Here is a 21,611-nt window from a genome sequence, read left to right on the forward strand (position 1 = left end):
CGAAAATTCTTTTCCACGGAGGAGAACAAGCAATGCCCAAAGACAGTGGCATCGGAGCCAGTTCCAAGCGGCGCGAGGACGTACGCTTTCTGACCGGAGCAGGCAATTACACCGACGACATCAACGTACATGGCCAGGCCTATGTGCATTTCCTACGGTCCGACATCGCGCATGGCCGGATCACCAACATTGACACATCTGCCGCCGAGGGTATGCCGGGGGTTGTGAAGGTGTTCACCGGCAAGGACTTTGAAGGCGTGGGCGGAATGCCCTGCGGCTGGGAAGTAACCGACCGTCATGGCGCCCCGATGCAGGAACCACCGCATCCCATTCTGGCGCAAGGCAAGGTCCGACATGTAGGCGATCCCATCGCTGCCGTTGTCGCGGACAGCCTTGAACTCGCCCGCGATGCGGCGGAAGCGATTGAAGTGGATATGGAAGAGCTCCCCGCCGTGCTGGATATGAAAGCCGCAGCGCAGGATGGCGCGACGCTTATCCATGAGGATCTGAAGAACAACATCTGCTATGACTGGCATCTGGGCGAAGAAGACAATGACAAGGTCAATGAGGTTTTTGCCAACGCGGCCCATGTCACCACTCTGGACCTGATCAATAACCGTCTGGTCGCAAACCCAATGGAACCACGCGTTGCGGTGGCCGAGTACAGCCGGGGTACGGATGAGTACACGCTCTACACCACTTCGCAGAACCCGCATGTGATCCGCCTGCTGATGTGCGCATTTGTTCTGGGCTTGCCTGAACACAAAGTGCGTGTCGTAGCGCCTGATGTTGGTGGTGGATTTGGCACGAAGATTTTCCACTACGCGGAAGAGGCGTTCTGTACGTTCGCTGCCAAGGCCTGCAACCGCCCGGTCAAATGGACCGCCAGCCGGTCCGAGGCGTTTATGTCGGATGCGCAGGGCCGCGACCACGTCAGCACGATTGAGCTCGCTTTGGACGCGGACAATAACTTCACAGGCCTTCGCACCAACACCTACGCCAATCTGGGCGCGTATCTGTCGACCTTCTCAAGCTCGGTTCCGACTTGGCTGCATGGCACTCTGATGGCGGGCAACTACAAGACGCCGGTCATTCAGGTGAATGTGAAGGCAATGTTCACCAACACAGTGCCGGTGGACGCTTATCGCGGTGCGGGTCGGCCAGAGGCAACCTATCAGTTGGAGCGCGTCATCGACAAGGCAGCGCGTGAACTGGGTGTCGATCCGATCGCCCTGCGTCGCCAGAATTTCATCACCCAGTTCCCGTATGACACACCGGTGGCGCTGACCTACGACACCGGGGATTACAACGCGACGATGGATAAGCTTGAGGCTGCTGCTGATTTGGCTGGCTTTGCCGCGCGGCGGGCGGAAAGCGAGGCCAATGGCAAGCTGCGTGGTCTAGGCGTCAATTGCTATATCGAGGCCTGCGGCATCGCGCCCTCGAACATCGTCGGTATGCTGGGGGCCCGGGCAGGGCTCTATGATGCAGCTACGGTTCGGGTAAACGCCACCGGTTCTATCAGTGTCATGGTTGGTGCACATAGCCACGGGCAGGGGCATGAGACTGCTTTCCCGCAGGTAGTGGCCGACATGATCGGCATCGACGAGTCGATGGTCGAGATTGTGCATGGCGACACCTCGAAGATCCCGTTCGGCATGGGCACTTATGGCTCACGCTCGCTGGCGGTCTGTGGTTCGGCCATGGTTAAGGCGACCGAAAAGGTCATCGACAAGGCCAAGAAGATCGCGGCCCACCTGCTCGAGGCGTCCGAGGCCGATATCGAGCTGAAGGACGGCCAGTTCAGCGTCGCGGGCACTGACAAGTCGGTGGCATGGGGTGATGTGACTCTGACAGCCTATGTACCGCACAACTTCCCATTGGAGGTTGAGCCGGGGCTGGAGGAGACCGCATTTTATGACCCGGCCAACTTCACATTCCCAGCGGGGGCATATGCCTGTGAGGTTGAGGTGGATCCCGAGACTGGACAGGTGACCATCGAAGCCTTCACCGCTGCGGATGACTTTGGCAACATCGTTAACCCGATGATTGTGGATGGTCAGGTACATGGCGGTATCGGTCAGGGTATCGGTCAGGCTTTGTTGGAAAATTGCGCCTATGACGAGAATGGCCAGTTGCTGAGCGCATCCTTCATGGATTACGCGATGCCACGCGCCGATGATCTGCCGTTCTATGCAGTCGACCATTCCAGCCAGACGCCGTGTACGCACAACCCGTTGGGTGTGAAGGGCTGCGGTGAAGCTGGTGCGATTGGCTCGCCGCCTGCGGTAGTCAACGCGGTTCTGGATGCGCTGAACTCGGGTGGAAAGGCTGTTGATCACATTGACATGCCGATGAGCCCGTCGCGTGTTTGGACAGCAATGCATGGTTGAGAGGTTCGGGTGCGAGGGGCCAGCCCCTCGCGCTCCCCGAGATATTTATAGCCAGATGAAGGGCGGATCCGCGCTTTTCGGAAAGGAAGAACGAAATGTACAATTTCGAGTTTGAGAAACCCTCGACCATCGCTGAGGCGGTTACTGCGTTGGGAGTTGAGGATGCGCAGGCATTGGGGGGTGGGCAAACCCTGATCCCCACAATGAAGCAGCGGTTGGCCGCGCCATCCAAGCTGGTTTCGGTCAATGGAATCGCTGAAATGAAAGGGGTCTGCGTCGAGGATGATGGCTCGGTAGCGATAGGCGGTGCGACAACCCACGCAAATGTGGCCGCTGAAGCTGTTGGTAACTATCCGGCGCTGGCAGCGCTGGCCGGCCAGATCGGTGATCCTGCGGTGCGTAATCGTGGCACTATTGGCGGTTCGATTGCCAACAATGATCCAGCGGCCTGTTATCCGGCGGGAGTACTGGGTTCAGGCGCGACCATTGTCACCAATAATCGCCAGATAGCGGCGGATGACTTCTTTCAGGGCATGTTTACGACAGCTCTGGAAGAGGGCGAGATTATCACTTCGGTGCGTTTCCCCGTGCCTCAGGCGGCGAGTTATCAGAAGTTTTTGCAGCCCGCGTCTCGGTTTGCGTTGGTCGGGGTATATCTTGCCCGGTTTGCCAATGGCGTTCGAGTTGCAGTAACCGGCGCAAGCGAGGACGGAGTTTTCCGCTGGGCAGAGGCTGAGGAGGCCCTGAACAAAGAGTTCCGCGCGGACGCTTTGATGGGGCTGCACATTAATCCGATGAACATGATTGGTGATCTGCACGGCAGCAAAACGTACCGGGCGCATCTGGTCACTGTTATGACGAAACGGGCTGTCGAAGCTTGCAGCTGATCTGATTGTTGATCAGCGTTGAGAGCCTCTGTGAAAGCCGGGGCTCTTTATTCTTTCCGAACTCTTGGGGGCTTGGCGGGGCGCCAGTAGGCGCCGGTGTCTTCTCGGGCCGTCTGATAGCGTTCCACGCGGTCACGCGCGGCTGACCCCCCTGCGGCAAAGAGATGACCCAGCAGGCATTCAAGCACTACCATCGCTCCGGAGAAGCTGGAAAAGTGATGTTGCGCGCGGGTACTGACAGGCAGCACGATGTCAGGGTCAACACCAGGGGCGATGACGTCGCTATCCGACAATAACGCGATGCGCATTCCGCGTTTACGCGCAAAACGCATGGATTGTATGGTGTCAGAGGAATAGGGGTGAACGGTAATAGCGAAAAGGCAGTCCGCTTCATCGGCCTCGAGCAAATCATCGATGGCTGATCCCATATGTCGCGGGATAAGCTGAAATCCTGGGTGTGCCATCCGACCCGCATAGTGGAGATAATAGGCCAAAGCATAGCTAGCCCGGGTCGCGGTTATGAAACAGCGATTAGCTGCAATCATGTACTCCGTGACCTGTTGCATCAAATCAGGATCGGCCAGTCGCAAGGAGCGGGCTACGACGTTCAGTTCGTTTTGCGCAAACCCAGCTTGCGCGGCGCTGAATTGGCCCCCCGATTTCATGCGATCCAGCCAGCCCTGACCCAGCCGATCTTCTCGGTCTGTGACAAGGGTTTGGCGAAAGGGTCGTCTGAACGACTCAAAACTGTCGAATCCCATGCGTTGTGCCAACCGCACCAAAACGTTTGAACTGACACCGATCTTTTCGGCGGTAAGCCGAACCGGGTCGAGCCCGAAATCGCCAGGGTGGTCGATGATGTATTTCGCTGCGGCTTGCATTTGCTGAGGCAGGGTGTCGATTTCGTGCCGAAGCTGCTCGGTCAGTTGGGATGAGGTGTGTTGCATTTGGTAAGAAAGAACAAATGTTATGAAGAATGCAAATTGAAAACGTGAGCGAGGTGTTTAATTCGGGATCGTAAAAAACAGGTGACGGAATGTCTGGGACTGGTTTGAGGATGACGAGAAGGCCATATGTGTTGGTGGCTCCGAACGGGGCGCGGCGGGGGCATGGGGATCATCCTGCGCTGCCGATCACAACGGACGAAATCGTCAAAGCTGCGAAGACCTGCAATCGGGCAGGTGCGCAAGGCCTGCACCTGCATGTTCGTGATCAGGCGGGTCAGCATTCGCTTGATGCGGGTTTGTATTGTGAAACCATTGCTGAACTGCGTGCTGCGGCCCCTGACATGGACATCCAGATTACGACAGAAGCTGCTGGCGTTTTCAGCGTTCAAGCACAACTTGCTTGTTTGCAAGATGTGCGCCCGGACTGGGCTTCGATTTCGGTGCGCGAGATTGCACGGTCGCCCGAACTTGCGCCAAAGGTCTACGCACTATGCGCGGAACAAGGGACTCGTGTTCAGCATATCCTCTATGATGTCGCTGACGTCGAGTTACTGACCCATTGGCAGGCTAAAGGGGTGGTAAAATCGGATCAGGTCGACCGTCTGCTTGTCCTTGGTCGCTATGCCACGGCGAAAGAATCGAGTCCGAATGATCTGGATGTGTTTCCGCACAGCGCTGATCCATGGATGGTCTGTGCCTTTGGAGGGCAGGAGCATGCGTGCCTGCAAAAGGCCGCGCAGTTGGGTGGCGATGTGCGCGTGGGTTTCGAAAACAGCCTTGCAGGTCCGAATGGCCAGGCTTGGGCAGACAATGCTGCATCAGTCGCGGCGCTCATTAATCTTCTGAAAAGGACTTCGACATGAGTCACGTATTTCCACGTCACACCAAGTCGGAACTGCCTGAGGCCGCTGGTGGTGACGGCTGTTATCTGATCGATTCAACCGGCCGTCGTTATTTGGATTGCGGGGATGCTGCCGTTTCATGCCTCGGCCATTCCAACGCCGCTGTGGTCAAAGCGGTGCAGGATCAGGTGGCGCAGATTGCGTTTGCGCATACCGGCTTTATGACCTCGGAACCGGCAGAGGCACTGGCTGATCTGCTGATTGAACACGCCCCCGGCGATCTGGACCGGGTCTACTTTGTCTCGGGCGGGTCAGAGGCGACCGAGGCTGCTATCAAACTGGCGCGGCAGTATTATCTTGAAACCGGTCAGCCAGAACGCCGCCATGTGATCGCGCGTCGGCAAAGCTATCACGGCAACACTTTGGGGGCACTTTCGGCGGGTGGCAATGAATGGCGGCGGGCGCAGTTTGCACCGATGCTGATCGAGATGACTCATATCGCTCCTTGCTATGAGTACGCCGAAAAGCCTGAGGATGAGAGCAGTTTTGAATATGGTCAGCGCGTTGCGAATGAGCTGGAGGCAGAAATCCTGCGCCTTGGGCCTGAAACGGTCATGGCTTTCATGGCAGAGCCGGTGGTTGGTGCGACGCTTGGGGCTGTTCCGGCAGTCGAGGGGTACTACAAGCGAATCCGTGAAATTTGCGATCAACACGGCGTTCTTCTGATCCTCGACGAAGTAATGTGCGGCATGGGTCGTACCGGGCATTTGTTTGCCTGTGATCATGACGATGTCGCGCCAGATATTCTTTGTATCGCCAAAGGGTTGGGGGCAGGGTATCAGCCTATCGGAGCCATGCTGTGTTCGGGTCGAATCTATGATGCGATCCGGGATGGATCGGGCTTCTTCCAGCATGGCCACACCTATATCGGTCATCCGGTTGCGACTGCGGCTGCGCTTGCCGTTGTACAGGAACTTACTTCTCGTGACCTGCCAGCGCGGGCCGGCGTAATGGGGGGCAAATTGCAGAGCATGTTGGAAAACAAGTTTGGCCAACACCCGAATGTCGGGGACATACGGGGCCGCGGCTTATTCCGAGGAATTGAGTTGGTCGAGGATCGGGATACGAAAACCCCGTTTGATCCATCGCGTGGCGTGGCGGGCAAAATCAAGAAGGCAGCGATGGCCGAGGGATTGATCTGTTACCCGATGTCGGGAACGCGTGATGGACGCAACGGAGATCATATCCTCCTAGCACCGCCCTTTATCATCGAAGATGACCAACTGGTCGAGCTTGTAGACAAGCTGGATCGGGCGATATCCTCGGTGATCTGATTTAGGCGAGAAGCCAGAAAACAAAGAAGCCCCTCCGATTTCGGAGGGGCTTTTGTCATTCTACAAAAGAAAACCTACTTCTGTGGCAGCGGGCCAATCATCATGATCATCTGACGGCCTTCCATCTTGGGCATGTTCTCGATCTTGCCCAGATCCTTGACGTCTTCGGCCACACGTTCCAGCAGCTCACGCCCCAGGTTCTGGTGCGCCATCTCGCGGCCCCGGAAACGCAGGGTGACTTTGACCTTGTCGCCGTTCTCAAGAAACTTGAACACGTTGCGCATCTTGACGTCGTAGTCATGCGTGTCGGTGTTGGGCCGGAACTTGACCTCTTTCACCTCAATGATCTTTTGCTTCTTGCGGGCTTCGCTTTCGCGTTTCTGCTGTTCGTACTTGAACTTGCCGAAATCCATGATTTTGCAGACCGGCGGGTTCGCGTTGGGCGAAATCTCAACCAGATCGAGGCCGACATCGGCGGCCATCTGCATGGCTTTTGCGGGATGAACCACCCCGACATTTTCACCTTCGGCGCCAATCAGGCGAATTTCGGGAGCACGGATCTTGTCATTGACGCGCGGGCCGGTATCTCGCTGTGGCGGCGCGTTGTGAGGTCTGCGGGCTATGGGTTCATTCCTTTGATGATTGCAGAATTTCGAGCCCGGAATTTAGACCGGGCTGAAAGGTGTTTCAAGCGGCATAAATTGCAAGCTGCATGAATTTTCGATGAAATTCGGGTGTTTTTGCCGGTTTAGGCTGTCGACAACCCGGCCGGCAAACCCGTTTAGCCCACAAAGGCCTTTTCGATCACGAATTCCTTGGGTTCGGAATTCGCGCCTTCGCGCAGGCCGAACTCTTCCAGAATTGCTTTGATGTCATGGTTGAACGCAAGGCTGCCGCAGACCATGGCCCGGTCGGTGTCCGGCTTGATGCCATCTTCGATGCCCAGATCGGCAAATACGGTGCCGTCTTTCAGCAATTCGGTGATACGACCCATCTTTGGGCTCTCTTCCCGCGTGGTGGTCGGGTAGTAGCGAATCTTGTCGGCAAAGCCTTCGCCCATCAGTTCAGCCAGCAGTTCGTCCTGTTTGACGTTCTCGATCAGCTCACGACCATAGTCCAGCTCGGCCACGTCGCGGCAGGTATGGGTGATGATGACCTCGTCATAATCTTCGTAGGTCTGCGGCTCGCGCAGCAGCGATGCGAAGGGGGCAAAACCTGTTCCCGTAGCAAAGAACCAGATGCGCTTGCCGGGCAGCAGCGCGTCATGGACCAGTGTGCCAACCGGCTTGGGCCGCAGGACGATCTGATCACCGGGCTGGATGTGCTGCAGCTTCGAGGTCAGCGGGCCATCCTGCACTTTGATCGAGTAGAATTCCAGTTCCTCATCCCATGAAGGCGAGGCGATGGAATAGGCGCGCAGCAGAGGTTTGCCGTTGTCGCCCAGCAGACCGATCATCACAAATTCACCCGAGCGAAAACGCAAGGATGCCGGGCGCGACACCTTGAAAGAGAACAGGCGGTCGGTCCAGTGCTTGACCTCGGTCACGGTCTGGGCATCGGGCAGGACGGGGGCCTTTACGGCGGTTGCTTCACTCACGGGCTTCATCTCTGTCATAATTTTACCACCGGTCTGCTAAACCGGTATCTCCGTTTAATCTTTGATCCAAGTCAGGAAAAGGGGCAGATTGCCCCTTTCGTATCACAAGCTGCCGATGGCGAGTTAGCCGCGCAGGCGGGCCTGGTAGTTATTGTCCTGCCAATTGGCGCGGGCCAGCCACTGATCTTCGGGCTGACGGTTGGCCAGTGCGTGGTCAATTTCGACCTCATCAAAGCCGCTGCGACGCGCCATGGCGTATTGGTCGGCAAGTATATGGCCTTTGGCCCGCAGGCGGCCTTTGTAACCCTTCAGGCGCAGAACGCGCGCAATGGTGAAGCCGCGCCCATCTGCCGAAGATGGAAAATCCACACGCACCATCTGGGCGCTGCCCAGCCGGTCAAATAGTTCATCGGGGTCAGTGTCCGAAGTGATATCCAGCGCAACCACATCATTCGCTGCGTCGTCCAGCGTGACATAGCCATCGGTCCAGTCATCCGGGGCAAAGCCCTCGTCGTTCACGATTACGTTCATGTTTTCTCTCCGATGCGCACCATTTTTCCATCAACAAAATGGATGCCGCATTCTTCCTTGTTCTGATCGCGCCAGCGCCCGGCGCGGGGGTCTTCGCCTTCTTTGACCGGCGAAGTGCAGGGCGCACAGCCGATCGAGGGGTATCCTTTGGCCACCAGCGGATGCCGGGGCAGGTTGTTTTCTTCCATATAGGCGCGCACATCGTTGGGCGCCCAGTGGGCCAAGGGGTTGACCTTGATCCGGCCGGTTCCGTCCTCGACCTCGAAAAAGTCCAGCGCGGCACGGGTGCCGGACTGAAACCGTTTGCGCCCGGTGATCCAGCCACAATACCCGGTCAGAGCTTTCTGCAGCGGGAAGGTCTTGCGCAGATTACAGCAGGCATCGGTGTCACGCAGACGCAACGCGCCATAAGGATCGTCGCGCTGAACATCTTCATCCTCGGCGCGGATGATCTGCACATTGCGCAGGCCCAGACGCTCGCTGACCTCCTGCTGGTATTCCAGCGTTTCGGCAAACAGCATCTGGGTGTCCACGAACAGCACTGGGGTCATCTTGTCGACCACTGCAGCCATATGCAGCAACACCACCGATTCCGCGCCAAAGCTGGAGACCAGAGCAAGCTCCTCGATCTCGTCCAATGTGCCATGCATCACATCATGGGCACTGTGGTGGCGGAAGCGGGCGTTCAGCGCCTCGACCTTTTCGGTCAGTTCGGCGCGGTCAGCCCCCAGTTCCGTTTGGATCAGGTCAAGCGGCATTGGCCTGTGCCTCGGGGTAAAGCGCCGCTTTGAACGGTGCCATGCCAACGCGGCGATAGGTCTGCAAGAAGGTCTCTTCGGCGCTGTCGCGCTGCTCCAGATACGTGTCGACGATGCGCTCGACCGCCGGAACAATCTCGTCATAGGCGAAGCCCGGGCCAGTACGATCACCTATGGCGGCGGATTCGGTACCGTCACCACCCAGAGTGATCTGGTAGTTTTCGACGCCAGCGCGGTCGAGGCCAAGAATGCCGATGTGACCCACATGGTGGTGACCACAGGCGTTGATGCAGCCCGAGATCTTGATCTTCAGGTGGCCGATATCATGCTCCAGTTTCAGGTCTTCGAACCGGGTCGCGATTTCCTGCGCCACGGGGATCGAACGTGCCGTCGCCAGTGCGCAGTAATCCATACCGGGGCAAGCGATAATGTCGCTGATCAAGCCGATGTTGGCGGTCGCCAACTCGTATTCTTTCAGCGTCGCGTGGATCGCGGGCAGGTCGGATTTGTGGACATGCGGCAGGATTACGTTCTGCTCGTGGCTGATACGCAGTTCGTCATAGGCAAACTCTTCGGCCAGATCAGCCATTACGCGCATCTGCTCGGCAGTCGCATCGCCCGGCGTCTGGCCGTGCTTCTTGATCGAGATCGTGACGATCGCGTGGTCCGCGTTCTTGTGCGGCGCGATGTTGGTGTCGACCCACGAACGGAAGACCGGATCGTTGGTGTAGGCACTCTCGAACGAGGCAACCGAACCATCACGGAAGGCTGGAGGCGCAAAGTGGCCTTTGATTTTGTCCAGCAGGCTCATATCCGCGCCTTTGAATTGCGGGCGAACCTTCAGGAATCGCTCGTTCACTTTGGCACGGATGGCGTCGATGCCATGCTCGTGCACGGTGATCTTGATGCGCGCCTTGTACTTGTTGTCGCGACGGCCGATCTGGTTCCACACGGAAACGGTGGCCTCAAGATAGGCCAGCAGGTCGTCAAAGGCGACGAATTCCGATAGCTCTTTGCCGATCATGGGCGTACGGCCCAGACCACCGCCAACGATGACGCGGGCACCCAGAACACCATCACGCTCGACCAGTTGCAGACCGATGTCATGCGCCTTGATCACGGCGCGGTCATTCTCGCTGCCGGTGATGGCGATCTTGAATTTGCGCGGCATGAACTGGAATTCAGGGTGGTCGGTTGACCACTGACGCAGCAGTTCGGCATAGGGGCGCGGATCAGCGACCTCATCCGCGGCGGCACCGGCGAAATGATCGGCGGTCACGTTGCGGATGGTGTTACCCGAGGTCTGGATGGCGTGCATGCCAACCTCGGCCAGTGCGTCCAGCATATCCGGCACGTCGTTCAGCTTCGGCCAGTTGTACTGAATGTTCTGACGGGTGGTAAAATGGCCGTAACCTTTGTCCCATTTCTCGGCCAGCAAAGCGAGCTGATGCATCTGAGCACTGGACAGCGTGCCATATGGAATAGCGACCCGCAGCATATAAGCGTGCAATTGCAGATACAGACCATTCATCAGGCGCAGTGGCTTGAATTCGTCTTCAGTCAGCGAACCGTCAATGCGACGCTCAACCTGCGCACGGAACTGCGCGTTGCGTTCTGCCAAAAATGCTGTGTCGAACTCGGAGTAGCGATACATGTTTAGCTGTCCTTAGTTGCAGCCCCGGACCCGGGGCCTTGAAGGGGAGAGAGAATGGCCTGAGATCAGGCCCGAGGCTGCTGGGAGGTTTCCTGTTTGCCGTGGGCATAGTTGGACGGACCAGTCCGGCGGAAATCCTCCCGAAAGTGGGTGGGTTCGGGGCCCTTTTCTCCGGCCACCGCGTCGGCAAGATAGGCGCCGACGATCTTGTTGGCCTGACGCGCGGCATCCAGCAGACGAACCTGCGCGTGAGCTTCGTCCGTGATCAGTTCGGCATCGGACAACTCGCGCGACCACCGGTCATCTTCGGTCTGGTAAATCACATCACCTTCCAACAAGTCGTTGGCGGTGACGACTTTGGGGGTAAAAGCGCGGGCCATCAGGCAAGCTCCTTATTGAAAACCGAGACTTTGTGCGGGTATTGCGCAACTCGGGCGACGCCGGGTTTGTGAATGCGCCTATTTGTTTGTTTGACCTGCATCGGATCATCTCGTGACTGAATTGACTTGTGTGCCAATATAGGAAATATTCCCGACAAATCGCCATATGCGCGAAGAAATAAGAACAAATGTTCTATATGCGGCGAGTGAAAGAAGGTTTGTTCTGAATTGGAAGGGAAATTGGAATGTCGGTGCGAATAGACGACACGGATCGGAAAATTCTAGCCGAGCTGCAACGGGATGCCAGCCAGTCGCTTGACGAAATCGCAGCCCGTGTAGGGAGCTCCAAGACGCCGGTTTGGAATCGCATTCGCAAGCTGAAGGGGGCAGGGGTCATTGGCCAGCAGACCGTATTGCTGGATGCCGAAGCGTTGGGCTTTGAGGCCACATTCTTTGTGCTGATCCGTACGTCGGAACATGAAGCAGAGTGGCAGCAGAAGTTCCTGAAAGCGTTGCGCGATCGTCCAGAGGTTCAGGAAGCGCACCGTTTGGCTGGAGACATCGATTACATTCTGAAAGTGCGCGTCAAGAACGCGCGTGCGTATGATGCGTTTTATCAGGCGTTGATTTCAGAGGTACGGGTGCACAACGTCACAGCCTTGCTTTCGATGGAAGAGATCAAATCGACCACCATGCTACCACTGAAGTCTGTCGGATAGGATGAAGCGTGAATGGGGGCGCCGCCCTCGCCGCCCGAAGGCGACTCCCCCGAGATATTTATGGCCAGATGAAGCACGGATCCGGGTTTCTTGACAGGATATTAAGTCAGCCCGTTACCATGAGTTTGGTCAGCCCGTGGAAATGGTAGCTGTCCGAATATTGCGGCTCTGCCGTCAGCTTTAGCTTTGGGCATTGCTGGAACAGGATGGGCAGGGCGATCCGCATCTCAAGCCGGGCCAGCGGAGCGCCCACACAGAAGTGAAGGCCACCACCAAAGCTAGTATTGGCGCTTACATCTCGCATCGGGTCGAATGTATCGGGTTGGGACCAAGCAGCTGGGTCGCGATTGGCTGCGCCCAGAAGCAAGGCAACTTCGTCACCACGCGCAAAGCTGTGACCGAAGAGTTCAATGTCTTCATAGGCATAGCGTCTGAACATGTGCAGTGGTGGATCGAAACGCAGGATTTCCTCGACTGCGCTATCGATAGTGCCGGGCGCCAGGACATACTGCTGTGTACCCGTCGTTAATATAGTCTTCACGCCATTGCCAATAGCGTGCACGGTGGCCTCGTGACCGGCGTTCAGCAACAAAATGCAGGTCGTGATCAGTTCGTCCCGCGAGAGTTTTTCACCATCTTCCTCTGCCGCGATCAACCGGGTGATCAGATCGTCACGCGGGTCAGTGCGGCGTTTTTCGATGTATTCTTCGAGATAGGTGGTAAAGGCTTGTGTGGCGCGGACGGCTTCGTCTTCGGTCTGGCGCGTCCGGTTTGCCTGATACATGGCCACCATGGCGTGCGACCACTGCAACAGTTGCGGTGCCATGTCTTCTGGCACACCGAGCAGACGGCAGATCGTGATCACGGGGACCTGGGTGCAATAGGCCTCCAGCAGATCGAAGGGGCCAGCGGGGAACTGCTTGATCAAATCGTGGCACAACTGTACAGTGGACCCCTCAAGCGCCGTGATCGCGCGAGAGGTAAACGCCCGCAGTACCAGAGAACGCAATCGAGTATGACGCGGGGGTTCAAGCTCTAACATCGAATGGGATTCGACTTCTAGCCAGGGTGCAAGATGGTCTGGGCCGGGTTTTGCAAGTTCCGCCGGGATTTCACGCCCGAAGCGCCGATCGCGCAGCAGAATTTGCACCGCTTTGTGCGAGACAGCCGCGACAAGGCCGTAGTCTTTCCAGTAGAACAGATCGCCCGACTGACGTGCGCTGTCATAAAAAGGGTATGGGTTTTGCACGAATGCCGGGTCGGTCGGGGATTGGGTCAGCGTCTTCATGCGGTGCAGACTTGCCATGGCGGCTGCTGAATGCAAGACCCTAGATATGCAACGTTTTTGGATCATAGCCGGTTTCTTATGCGCGGTCGGATTGCTGTCAGCGGCGGTCTGGACATATGGCTATCGTCAGGCCCTGTCGCAACTGAGCGAGAAGGCCGAGGCTGATTTGGAACTGGCCGCCGACCGTCTGAGCACGCAAATGCAGGTCTATCAGGAAGTGGCCGCCTTGATGGCGGATCATCCTGCTTTGCAGGAGCTAGAAACATCAGAACAGCAACGGGCCGCCCGAAAGGTGCTGCTGGATGTGGCAGACAAAACCGCTGCCGTTAACGTTATGTACCTGAATCCGGAGGGTCAGGTTCTTGTCGCGGCCCAACCGGTGACGCAGCGCGATATGTCCGCACATCCGGCCTTCGAGCGCGCCATGCAAGGTGCCTTGGGCAGCGCGCATGGGGTCGAAGACGCAAGCGGCGATCGCATCTATTCATATGCGGCCCCTGCATTTGGGGAATTGGGGCAGATACAAGGCGCGTTGATGGTTCTGGCCGATGTGCAGGACGTTGAACAAACTTGGCGCGGTAGCACCGATGCGGTGTTTTTCGTTGATACGGATGGGGTTGTCTTTATCTCGAACCGATCGGATCTGCTACTATGGCGCCGCGGGCAAGGGCAGCAGGGCCTGATGTCACCCGAAGGTGAGAATGTCGATTTCGCCTCAACCTGGATTGCGGGATATGAAGTGTGGAAGCTCAATTGGGGTCGCTATCTGCCCCGTCGCGCCCTGCATCTGACGCTCGATCTTCCGGTGATTGCGATGACCGCAGAGATGCTGGTTGATGTCGCCCCGGCGCGCCGGTTGGCGGGGTTGCAGGCGGCGGCGGTTGCGGCGATCTGTTTCGCCTTTGGTGCTTTGTTGTTTCTGGCCTCGGAACGCCGTCGGACACTTGCAGAGGCAAATACCGTGCTGGAAAGCCGGGTCGCGCAACGCACGCGCGCCTTGACGGCGGCTAATAGCGCTTTGCGCCACGAAGTTGCCGAGCGGCAGGAGGCGGAAGCCGCGCTCAAACAAGCGCAGGCCGATTTGGTTCAGGCTGGTAAGTTGAGCGCTTTGGGCAAGATGTCGGCTGGCATCAGTCATGAATTGAACCAGCCCTTGATGGCGATTCAGCAGTTCGCCGACAACGGGTCCGCCTTTCTTGAGCGCGGCAAGGGCCAGAGAGCTGGCGAAAATCTGGGCCGTATTTCCGATATGGCCGCACGCATGGCGCGGATCATCAAGAACCTGCGGGCTTTTGCGAGAAATGAAAGCGAACCAATGGGGCGCGTTGATCTGGTTCAGGTTCTGAACACTGCCACCGAATTGACTGAGGCGCGCCTGCGCGATGAGAATGTCGCGTTGGAGTGGGTGCCGCCAAAGACTGCGGTCTATGCTTGGGGTGGAGAGGTGCGTCTTGTGCAGGTGTTTGTCAACCTAATCAATAATGCAGCGGATGCGATGGTCGATCGACCGACGCGCAGGATATTGGTCACTCTGTCAGGGGGGAAGCCTATTCGCGTGTCTGTGCGGGATACCGGACCCGGCATCGAGGACCCCGACCGCGTGTTTGAGCCGTTCTACACCACAAAAACAGTTGGGACGTCCGAGGGGATGGGTCTGGGGCTGTCGATATCCTACGGTCTGGTTCAGAGCTTCGGGGGGGATATTCGCGGTGCCAACACGGACGAGGGTGCTGAATTCACGGTTGAACTGGAACCCTTTGAAGAAGATGAGGCAGCATGATCCGCAAAGTGCTTTTGGTCGATGATGATGCCGCCGTACGTGAGGCCTTGGCGCAAACCCTCGAATTGGCCGAGTATGAACCGGTCACCGCGGGATCTTTCGTGGCCGCAAAGGATCATATTCATCGTGACTTCGGCGGTGTGATCATCTCGGATATTCGCATGCCGGGGCGGGATGGGTTTCATCTGCTCGCATACGCGCGCGAGGTTGATCCTGAGCTTCCGGTGGTATTGCTGACAGGTGAAGGCGATATCCCGATGGCAGTACAGGCCATGGGGCAGGGAGCATTTGATTTTCTGGAAAAGCCCTGTGCAGCAGCGGATTTATTGGCGGTACTCGAACGAGCCTTTGCCGCGCGCGCAGAAATTCTGCAGGAACGCGAGCAACGGCGCGAACTTGAGCGTGGCGATCCCGCAGCACGCATGCTGTTTGGGTTGTCAGATCAAGCCGAGGCCTTGCGTGAGCGAGTGCGGAGCGTAGCGCCAACACGGGCCGAGGTACTGGTTACCGGGCCAGCGGGTAGCGGAGTTTCAAAGGTCGCTGAAGTTGTCCATCTGATGTCTCCGGTTGGACAGGGGCCATTTGTCAAACGCCCTGCCTCAGGCCTGAACCCGGATGATTTATTGCGTGTCTGCAAGGACGCGGCAGGCGGATCGCTTTATCTGGATGAGATCTCGGCGATGTCGGATGCCACGCAATACGCCGCGCTGGAACTGATCGAACAAGGGACGGAAGCCAGAATCATCGCAGGGGCAACGGCCGATTTGTCGGACCTTACTGCACAGGGAAGGTTCAATGCCGATCTGTTCTATAGGTTGGATGTCATGCGGGTGCGAATCCCGGCCCTGTCAGAACGGCCCGAGGATATCCCCGTCATCTTTCGCCGCTATGTGGCGCAGGCCGCTGAGCAGGCCGGGATTGCGGAACCTGAAGTGACACCCGAGCATCTGGCCTCGCTGATGGCGCAGGATTGGCCGGGCAATGCCCGATCGTTGATGTCGGCGGCAATGCGGTTTGTGTTGGGGATGCCGGATGAGGTTGCACAGGCCGCTGATCTGGGGTTGAGCGAGCAATTGGCGCGTGTTGAGAGGTCTTTGCTGATTGCAGCCCTTGGGCGCCACAATGGCAAGGCTGCGGATGCCGCCAAGGCACTGAAGCTGCCGCGCAAAACTTTTTATGACAAGCTGACCCGCTACCACATTAGGCCAGAAGACTATCGTCGTTAGCAAAACACTTCCGCTAGGGCGAACTGCGGTTGCGCTGTGGCTTAAGCGAGCGATTCGCTCGCATCGATTCGGATATTGTGCGGAAATTCGCACAAGGTGCTGACTGCCTGTGCGAAAAATCGCACAGCGTAGTTCTGCCGAAACACCAGATTTATAACGGACATCATTTAACCGTAAGAAATTATTTGGAAAAAACAGATTTCAGCAACATCTAAACAAAATGTTGAGAGTGAGGAGCCGATTCGGTTCACTCCGCAACATACGGCGCTGATTGGGCGCTCGATGGAAGTTTTAGGGAAGTCTGGGAGGATAAGACTGATGAAATTCCTGACAACGGCAGCAACCGCAATCGCACTGTCCGTGACAGCGACCGCTGGTGTAGCAGCTTGCGATGATGGCGAGATCGTCGTGAAGTTTGCGCATGTGACCAATACGGACAAACACCCCAAGGGCATCGCCGCTTCGCTGCTTGAGCAGCGCGTCAATGACGAGATGAACGGCGTGATGTGCATGGAGGTTTATCCGAACTCCACTCTTTACAACGATGACAAGGTTCTTGAAGCGATGCTGCAGGGCGACGTGCAGTTGGCCGCGCCCTCGCTGTCGAAGTTTGAGAAGTTTACAAAGCAATTCCGCCTGTTCGATCTGCCGTTCATGTTCAAGAACATCGATGCTGTGGATGCGTTCCAAGCCTCGGCCGATGGTCAGGCGATGAAAGACAGCATGCAGCGCCGCGGCCTGCAGGGGCTGGCATTCTGGCACAATGGCATGAAGCAGATGTCTGCGAACAAGCCGTTGGAAGATCCTTCGGATGCGAACGGCCTGAAGTTCCGCGTTCAGTCTTCGGACGTATTGGTTGCCCAGATGGAAGCAATTGGTGGCAGCCCTCAGAAGATGGCGTTCTCGGAAGTGTACGGTGCTCTGCAACAGGGCGTTGTTGACGGGCAGGAAAACACCTGGTCGAACATCTACGGCAAGAAGTTCTTCGAGGTGCAGGACGGCATCACAGAAACGAACCACGGTATCATCGATTATCTGGTTGTAACCTCTGTTGACTGGCTGGACAGCCTGGAGCCTGAAGTTCGCGATCAATTCCTGACGATTCTCGCCGAAGTGACCGAGACCCGTAACAAGGAGGCCTTTTCCGTAAACGAAGCTGCCAAGGCTTCGATCACTGACGCAGGGGGCATCATCCGGGAACTGAACCCCGAGCAGCGCCAGGCCTGGGTCGATGCGATGAAGCCAGTCTGGGACAAATTTGCCGGTGACGTTGGTCAGGACAAGATCGACGCCGCACAGGCGATCAACGCCGGGTTCTGATCCCGGTTCAAGCCACGCGTCCGGGGACTGGGGAGTTATGGACGCATTGGCTGGGCGGGCCTTAGTGGCCCGCCACACTCCCACCACTCTCATCAAAAAAATGCGGGGACAGAGAGATGTCTGGTGCGAAACCCGGCCAAGGCGGGCTGGTCGACCATATCGAAGAAACCATGATTGCGTGCCTGTTGGGTCTGATGACAATTGTCACCTTCGCCAATGTGATCGCGCGGTTTGTATTCAATTCTAACATTCTTTGGGCGCTGGAACTGACAGTATTCACCTTCGGTTGGTTGGTGCTGCTGGGTGCGTCTTATGCAGTGAAGAAGCATGCACATCTGGGTGTTGATGCGATCCTGAACATGCTGGCCCCCGCGCCACGCCGGGTTTTAGCGTTGATAGCCGTTGCTTGCTGTCTGGTGTTTTCTCTGCTCCTGCTCAAGGGGTCGTATGACTACTGGGCGGTTTTTGCCGATCTGCCGCCAACCTCGGGTCGCTGGTTTCCGACCGGCTTTGACATGAGTGCGCGCAGCCAGAGCTTCTATGAAGTTGATGATATCCCGATGGTCGCGCCGCTGCGGTTTCTGGAAGATATGATCAACTATGGCGAGTATTACGAGAAACTGCCCAAGGTCGTTCCGTATTTCGTTCTGCCTCTTTCGATGTTGCTGCTGGTGATCCGTTTTGCACAGGTCGCAGTACAGATTTGGCGCGGTGAAACTGATCGCCTTGTAGCTAGCCACGAGGTTGAGGACGAGATCGAAGAAGTCCGCGCCCAGCAGGGGGAGCATGACTGATGGACGTCGTACTACTTTTCTCGATGGTCATTGGCCTATTGTTGATCGGAGTTCCGATTGCGGTGGCACTTGGTCTCAGCTCGACCCTATTCCTGCTGATCTATTCCGACAGCTCATTGGCTTCGGTCGCTGGCACGCTGTTCGAGGCGTTTGAGGGGCATTTCACCCTCTTGGCTATCCCGTTTTTCATTCTCGCGTCATCTTTCATGACCACAGGTGGAGTGGCGCGGCGGATCATCCGTTTCTCGATCGCTTGTGTGGGGCACTTGCCCGGAGGTCTGGCAATTGCTGGCGTCTTCGCGTGTATGTTGTTTGCGGCCTTGTCGGGTTCGTCTCCGGCGACAGTTGTGGCAATCGGGTCGATCGTCATCGCTGGCATGCGTCAGGTGGGCTATTCCAAGGAATTCGCCGCCGGTGTGATCTGTAACGCAGGGACACTGGGCATTCTGATTCCGCCATCAATCGTGATGGTGGTCTATGCGGCAGCCGTGGAGGTTTCGGTCGGGCGGATGTTCCTTGCGGGCGTTATTCCGGGTTTGATGGCTGGTCTGATGCTGATGATCACCATTTACGTCATGGCCAAGGTCAAGAACCTTCCCAAAGGCGATTGGAAAGGTTGGGGTGAGGTCTTCACGTCAGCACGCGAGGCCGGTTGGGGTCTGTTCCTGATCGTCATCATCCTCGGCGGTATCTACGGAGGTATCTTTACCCCGACCGAGGCCGCGGCTGTTGCTGCCGTCTATGCGTTCTTGATCGCAAGTTTTGTCTACAAGGATATGGGTCCGCTCAGCACCGAAGGGGATGCGCAGAACATCTCGCTGCTCAAGAAACCCTATGCGTTGATCACGGCCTTTGTGCACCCCGACACCAAGCATACGCTGTTCGAGGCCGGCAAGCTAACCGTTACGCTGCTTTTTGTGATCGCCAACGCGCTGATCCTGAAACATGTGCTGACGGATGAGCAGGTGCCCCAGCATATCGCAAGCGCTATGCTGTCGGCGGGTCTAGGGCCAGTCACTTTCCTGATTGTGGTCAACGTGATCCTGTTGATCGGTGGCCAGTTCATGGAGCCCTCAGGTCTGCTGGTCATTGTGGCCCCCCTGGTGTTCCCGATTGCCATCGAGCTGGGCATCGATCCGATCCATCTGGGCATCATCATGGTGGTGAACATGGAGATCGGGATGATCACGCCTCCGGTCGGGTTGAACTTGTTCGTAACCTCGGGCGTAGCGGGTATGCCGATGATGAGTGTTGTGAAGGCAGCGTTGCCGTTCTTGGCCGTGCTGTTCGTCTTCCTCATCATGGTTACGTATATCCCGTGGATTTCGACATTCCTGCCCAACACATTCATGGGGCCTGAGATCATAACCAACTAGATCGGTTAAACCGAGCATATGAACCGGGCGGTGTAATCCGCCCGGTTTTTTTTGTCTTGAAACTGATGCCCAAACGCATATCTGAGGGTCAGAGGACGACCTCACCATCATGGACGATTATTCGGGACGACCCGATCTCGGAAAGTGAGGTGTTCTTATGCCCTGGGTATTACTGTTGTTTGCCGGCCTTCTCGAAATCGTCTGGGCCGTCGCGATGAAGCAGACCGCTGGTTTCACGCGGCTGTGGCCGACGGCGATCATGGGTGTTGCGATGATCGGGTCATTTGGCCTGCTTGCAATGGCCATGCGGGATCTGCCGCTCGGTACCGCCTATACGATCTGGACCGGGATCGGCGCAGTAGGGGCGTTCACTGTTGGCGTCCTATTCCTGGGCGAAGCGCTGACGCCCATGCGGATCGGCGCTGCGGTTCTAATCGTGACGGGTTTGGTCATCATGAAACTGGCCTAAGCGTTGACCGCCGTTGTGGTGTCGGGCAGCTTTGCGAAACAACTCCGAACAAAGGACACCTGCATATGCTGACCGACACCGATGCACGCTTGCTGCGCGTTGCCTATGATGAGGCGAAAGCTGGATTTGACGAAGGAGGCTGCCCAATTGGTTCAGTGCTTGCGCGGGTTGGTGAGGTCGTCGCACAAGGGCGTAATCAGCGTGTCCAACTGGGCGACCCGATCGCCCATGGGGAAATGGATGCGCTGCGCAAGGCAGGGCGGCAGAAGACCTATCGCGATACTGTGCTCTATACCTCGCTGTCGCCTTGCATGATGTGTTCTGGCACGATCGTACAGTTCGGTATCCCGCGCGTTGTGATCGGAGACACCGTGAATTTTGGCGGCAATGAGGACTTCCTGCGCGATCGTGGTGTCGAGGTCATCATCGCAGATGACCCGGACTGCATTGCATTGATGAAGCGTTTTATCGAAGAGAAGCCCGCGCTTTGGGCCGAAGATATTGCCGAATGAGGTTGGCGATCAGGCGCTTTCAAGCGCCTGAATGATGCCCGAGAAATCAGTTGCTTTCAGACTGGCGCCACCCACCAACGCTCCGTCAACATTTGAAACGCCGAAAATCTCGGCAGCATTACCGGGTTTGACCGATCCGCCATACAGCAGGCGGACTGACCGGCCGACACCTTCGCCAAATCGGCGTTCCAGACGTGCGCGTATGAAATCATGCACTTCTCCGATCTCTTCCAAAGTTGGAACCTTACCGGTGCCGATGGCCCAGATCGGCTCATATGCGACAATCAGGTTCTCGCCTGTCGCTTGATCCGGGATCGAACCCGACATCTGTCCACCGATGATATCCAGAGTATTTGCTGCTTCGCGCTGTTCAAGGCTTTCACCAACGCAGATGATCGTCTTCAGGCCTGCATCCATGGCGGTGCGGGCTTTGGCACGGATGTCTTCGTTCTGCTCAGCATGATCTTCACGGCGCTCGGAATGGCCAAGAATCACTGAGCTTGCCCCTGCATCCAACAGCATCTCGGCACTCAGATCCCCGGTATGCGCACCCGAGAGCGCCGCGTGGCAGTCTTGGCCACCAACGGTAATGCCCGAACCTTCAACCGTATTTGCCGCGCGATGAAGCAAAGTGGCTGGTGGGCATATCAGGATTTCTACCGCAGAAGATGGGTGCGAGGCTTTCAACGCTTCCAACTCGCTCAGCGCAACGCCAGTTCCGTTCATTTTCCAGTTGCCTGCCGCCAACTTACGCCGCATCGCGATCCCTCCGGTTTTCTGCTTTGAACCCTCGGATATCACCCG

The 21,611-nt window shown here is 57.1% G+C and carries 21 protein-coding genes; 12 read left to right on the forward strand and 9 right to left on the reverse strand.

What is annotated here, in order from left to right; genetic code table 11:
• Positions 1-32 precede the first annotated feature (32 nt).
• Positions 33-2,393 (forward strand): xanthine dehydrogenase family protein molybdopterin-binding subunit, encoded by a 2,361-nt coding sequence (locus ACR0AW_RS01610; RefSeq protein ID WP_170732052.1) that lies wholly within the window; start codon positions 33-35, stop codon positions 2,391-2,393.
• A 95-nt stretch (positions 2,394-2,488) separates the two neighbouring features.
• The gene (locus ACR0AW_RS01615) at positions 2,489-3,280 is read left to right on the forward strand and encodes an FAD binding domain-containing protein (protein ID WP_170732054.1); all 792 of its coding nucleotides are present in this window, start codon (positions 2,489-2,491) and stop codon (positions 3,278-3,280) included.
• A 47-nt stretch (positions 3,281-3,327) separates the two neighbouring features.
• On the opposite strand, the gene ACR0AW_RS01620 is transcribed toward ACR0AW_RS01615, so the two are convergent.
• A complete protein-coding gene (locus tag ACR0AW_RS01620) occupies positions 3,328-4,227 on the reverse strand; it encodes a MurR/RpiR family transcriptional regulator (protein WP_170645974.1) in 900 nt (299 codons plus the stop codon).
• 110 nt (positions 4,228-4,337) lie between these two features.
• Between ACR0AW_RS01620 and ACR0AW_RS01625 the strand changes: the two genes are divergently transcribed.
• Together ACR0AW_RS01625 and ACR0AW_RS01630 are read left to right on the forward strand one after the other, a co-directional pair.
• Positions 4,338-5,090 carry a beta-keto acid cleavage family enzyme gene (locus ACR0AW_RS01625; RefSeq protein WP_480438499.1) on the forward strand — a complete coding sequence of 251 codons (753 nt, stop codon included), beginning with the start codon at positions 4,338-4,340 and terminating at the stop codon, positions 5,088-5,090.
• Positions 5,087-6,403: an aspartate aminotransferase family protein gene (locus ACR0AW_RS01630; RefSeq protein WP_170732058.1), complete on the forward strand. Its 1,317-nt coding sequence runs from the start codon at positions 5,087-5,089 to the stop codon at positions 6,401-6,403. The genes ACR0AW_RS01625 and ACR0AW_RS01630 overlap by 4 nt, the downstream gene beginning before the upstream one ends.
• 74 nt (positions 6,404-6,477) lie before the next feature.
• Here the strand turns inward: ACR0AW_RS01630 and infC are convergent, their stop codons facing one another.
• The 6 genes from infC to ACR0AW_RS01660 all read right to left on the reverse strand — a co-directional run bounded on the left by infC (position 6,478) and on the right by ACR0AW_RS01660 (position 11,323).
• Positions 6,478-7,068, reverse strand: a complete 591-nt coding sequence (gene infC, locus ACR0AW_RS01635) for a translation initiation factor IF-3 (protein WP_310793657.1) — start codon at positions 7,066-7,068, stop codon at positions 6,478-6,480.
• A gap of 116 nt (positions 7,069-7,184) precedes the next feature.
• A complete protein-coding gene (locus ACR0AW_RS01640) occupies positions 7,185-8,018 on the reverse strand; it encodes a ferredoxin--NADP reductase (RefSeq protein WP_170732060.1) in 834 nt (277 codons plus the stop codon).
• A gap of 105 nt (positions 8,019-8,123) precedes the next feature.
• Complete coding sequence (locus tag ACR0AW_RS01645) at positions 8,124-8,531, reverse strand: DUF934 domain-containing protein (RefSeq protein ID WP_170732061.1); 408 nt, start codon at positions 8,529-8,531, stop codon at positions 8,124-8,126.
• The gene (locus tag ACR0AW_RS01650) at positions 8,528-9,289 is read right to left on the reverse strand and encodes a phosphoadenylyl-sulfate reductase (RefSeq protein WP_170732063.1); all 762 of its coding nucleotides are present in this window, start codon (positions 9,287-9,289) and stop codon (positions 8,528-8,530) included. Before ACR0AW_RS01650 ends, ACR0AW_RS01645 begins: the two co-directional genes overlap by 4 nt.
• Positions 9,279-10,943, reverse strand: a complete 1,665-nt coding sequence (locus tag ACR0AW_RS01655; protein WP_170732065.1) for a nitrite/sulfite reductase — start codon at positions 10,941-10,943, stop codon at positions 9,279-9,281. The genes ACR0AW_RS01650 and ACR0AW_RS01655 overlap by 11 nt, the downstream gene beginning before the upstream one ends.
• 65 nt (positions 10,944-11,008) lie before the next feature.
• On the reverse strand, positions 11,009-11,323 hold the full coding sequence (locus tag ACR0AW_RS01660) for a DUF2849 domain-containing protein (RefSeq protein ID WP_170732067.1): 315 nt from the start codon (positions 11,321-11,323) through the stop codon (positions 11,009-11,011).
• Positions 11,324-11,568: 245 nt separating this feature from the next.
• On the opposite strand from ACR0AW_RS01660, the gene ACR0AW_RS01665 reads away from it, so the two are divergent.
• Positions 11,569-12,042: an Lrp/AsnC family transcriptional regulator gene (locus ACR0AW_RS01665; RefSeq protein ID WP_010439761.1), complete on the forward strand. Its 474-nt coding sequence runs from the start codon at positions 11,569-11,571 to the stop codon at positions 12,040-12,042.
• Between the two features lie 106 nt (positions 12,043-12,148).
• Here the strand turns inward: ACR0AW_RS01665 and ACR0AW_RS01670 are convergent, their stop codons facing one another.
• Positions 12,149-13,330, reverse strand: a complete 1,182-nt coding sequence (locus ACR0AW_RS01670; protein WP_170732069.1) for a cytochrome P450 — start codon at positions 13,328-13,330, stop codon at positions 12,149-12,151.
• Between the two features lie 46 nt (positions 13,331-13,376).
• Here ACR0AW_RS01670 and ACR0AW_RS01675 point away from each other — a divergent pair, with 46 nt between their 5' ends.
• From ACR0AW_RS01675 to ACR0AW_RS01705, 7 genes are all read left to right on the forward strand, one after another.
• Entirely contained in the window at positions 13,377-15,110 is a 1,734-nt protein-coding gene (locus ACR0AW_RS01675) for an ATP-binding protein (protein WP_170421367.1), read from the forward strand.
• Positions 15,107-16,336, forward strand: coding sequence for a sigma-54-dependent transcriptional regulator (locus ACR0AW_RS01680; protein ID WP_170393221.1), 1,230 nt, complete (start codon positions 15,107-15,109; stop codon positions 16,334-16,336). Before ACR0AW_RS01675 ends, ACR0AW_RS01680 begins: the two co-directional genes overlap by 4 nt.
• A gap of 318 nt (positions 16,337-16,654) precedes the next feature.
• Positions 16,655-17,656 carry a DctP family TRAP transporter solute-binding subunit gene (locus ACR0AW_RS01685; RefSeq protein WP_480438504.1) on the forward strand — a complete coding sequence of 334 codons (1,002 nt, stop codon included), beginning with the start codon at positions 16,655-16,657 and terminating at the stop codon, positions 17,654-17,656.
• A 116-nt stretch (positions 17,657-17,772) separates the two neighbouring features.
• Positions 17,773-18,450 (forward strand): TRAP transporter small permease, encoded by a 678-nt coding sequence (locus ACR0AW_RS01690; RefSeq protein ID WP_170393219.1) that lies wholly within the window; start codon positions 17,773-17,775, stop codon positions 18,448-18,450.
• Entirely contained in the window at positions 18,450-19,826 is a 1,377-nt protein-coding gene (locus ACR0AW_RS01695; protein WP_170393218.1) for a TRAP transporter large permease, read from the forward strand. Before ACR0AW_RS01690 ends, ACR0AW_RS01695 begins: the two co-directional genes overlap by 1 nt.
• A 157-nt stretch (positions 19,827-19,983) precedes the next feature.
• The gene (locus ACR0AW_RS01700) at positions 19,984-20,295 is read left to right on the forward strand and encodes a DMT family transporter (protein ID WP_170732070.1); all 312 of its coding nucleotides are present in this window, start codon (positions 19,984-19,986) and stop codon (positions 20,293-20,295) included.
• 65 nt (positions 20,296-20,360) lie between these two features.
• Positions 20,361-20,807, forward strand: coding sequence for a nucleoside deaminase (locus ACR0AW_RS01705; protein WP_170732072.1), 447 nt, complete (start codon positions 20,361-20,363; stop codon positions 20,805-20,807).
• Between the two features lie 9 nt (positions 20,808-20,816).
• Here the strand turns inward: ACR0AW_RS01705 and tpiA are convergent, their stop codons facing one another.
• A complete protein-coding gene (gene tpiA, locus ACR0AW_RS01710) occupies positions 20,817-21,566 on the reverse strand; it encodes a triose-phosphate isomerase (RefSeq protein WP_170732074.1) in 750 nt (249 codons plus the stop codon).
• Positions 21,567-21,611 lie beyond the last annotated feature (45 nt).

The organism is Ruegeria sp. C5 (assembly GCF_056537605.1).

Coding starts and splice junctions, on each gene's coding strand:
- ACR0AW_RS01695 (WP_170393218.1), top strand. CDS start 18,450: ATGGACGTCGTACTACTTTTCTCGATGGTCATTGGCCTATTGTTGATC.
- ACR0AW_RS01650 (WP_170732063.1), bottom strand. CDS start 9,289: ATGCCGCTTGACCTGATCCAAACGGAACTGGGGGCTGACCGCGCCGAA.
- ACR0AW_RS01680 (WP_170393221.1), top strand. CDS start 15,107: ATGATCCGCAAAGTGCTTTTGGTCGATGATGATGCCGCCGTACGTGAG.
- ACR0AW_RS01685 (WP_480438504.1), top strand. CDS start 16,655: ATGAAATTCCTGACAACGGCAGCAACCGCAATCGCACTGTCCGTGACA.
- ACR0AW_RS01670 (WP_170732069.1), bottom strand. CDS start 13,330: ATGAAGACGCTGACCCAATCCCCGACCGACCCGGCATTCGTGCAAAAC.
- ACR0AW_RS01630 (WP_170732058.1), top strand. CDS start 5,087: ATGAGTCACGTATTTCCACGTCACACCAAGTCGGAACTGCCTGAGGCC.
- ACR0AW_RS01615 (WP_170732054.1), top strand. CDS start 2,489: ATGTACAATTTCGAGTTTGAGAAACCCTCGACCATCGCTGAGGCGGTT.
- ACR0AW_RS01690 (WP_170393219.1), top strand. CDS start 17,773: ATGTCTGGTGCGAAACCCGGCCAAGGCGGGCTGGTCGACCATATCGAA.
- ACR0AW_RS01625 (WP_480438499.1), top strand. CDS start 4,338: ATGACGAGAAGGCCATATGTGTTGGTGGCTCCGAACGGGGCGCGGCGG.
- ACR0AW_RS01610 (WP_170732052.1), top strand. CDS start 33: ATGCCCAAAGACAGTGGCATCGGAGCCAGTTCCAAGCGGCGCGAGGAC.
- ACR0AW_RS01675 (WP_170421367.1), top strand. CDS start 13,377: ATGCAACGTTTTTGGATCATAGCCGGTTTCTTATGCGCGGTCGGATTG.
- ACR0AW_RS01655 (WP_170732065.1), bottom strand. CDS start 10,943: ATGTATCGCTACTCCGAGTTCGACACAGCATTTTTGGCAGAACGCAAC.
- ACR0AW_RS01665 (WP_010439761.1), top strand. CDS start 11,569: ATGTCGGTGCGAATAGACGACACGGATCGGAAAATTCTAGCCGAGCTG.
- ACR0AW_RS01620 (WP_170645974.1), bottom strand. CDS start 4,227: ATGCAACACACCTCATCCCAACTGACCGAGCAGCTTCGGCACGAAATC.
- ACR0AW_RS01700 (WP_170732070.1), top strand. CDS start 19,984: ATGCCCTGGGTATTACTGTTGTTTGCCGGCCTTCTCGAAATCGTCTGG.
- ACR0AW_RS01645 (WP_170732061.1), bottom strand. CDS start 8,531: ATGAACGTAATCGTGAACGACGAGGGCTTTGCCCCGGATGACTGGACC.
- ACR0AW_RS01705 (WP_170732072.1), top strand. CDS start 20,361: ATGCTGACCGACACCGATGCACGCTTGCTGCGCGTTGCCTATGATGAG.
- ACR0AW_RS01640 (WP_170732060.1), bottom strand. CDS start 8,018: ATGACAGAGATGAAGCCCGTGAGTGAAGCAACCGCCGTAAAGGCCCCC.
- ACR0AW_RS01660 (WP_170732067.1), bottom strand. CDS start 11,323: ATGGCCCGCGCTTTTACCCCCAAAGTCGTCACCGCCAACGACTTGTTG.
- tpiA (WP_170732074.1), bottom strand. CDS start 21,566: ATGCGGCGTAAGTTGGCGGCAGGCAACTGGAAAATGAACGGAACTGGC.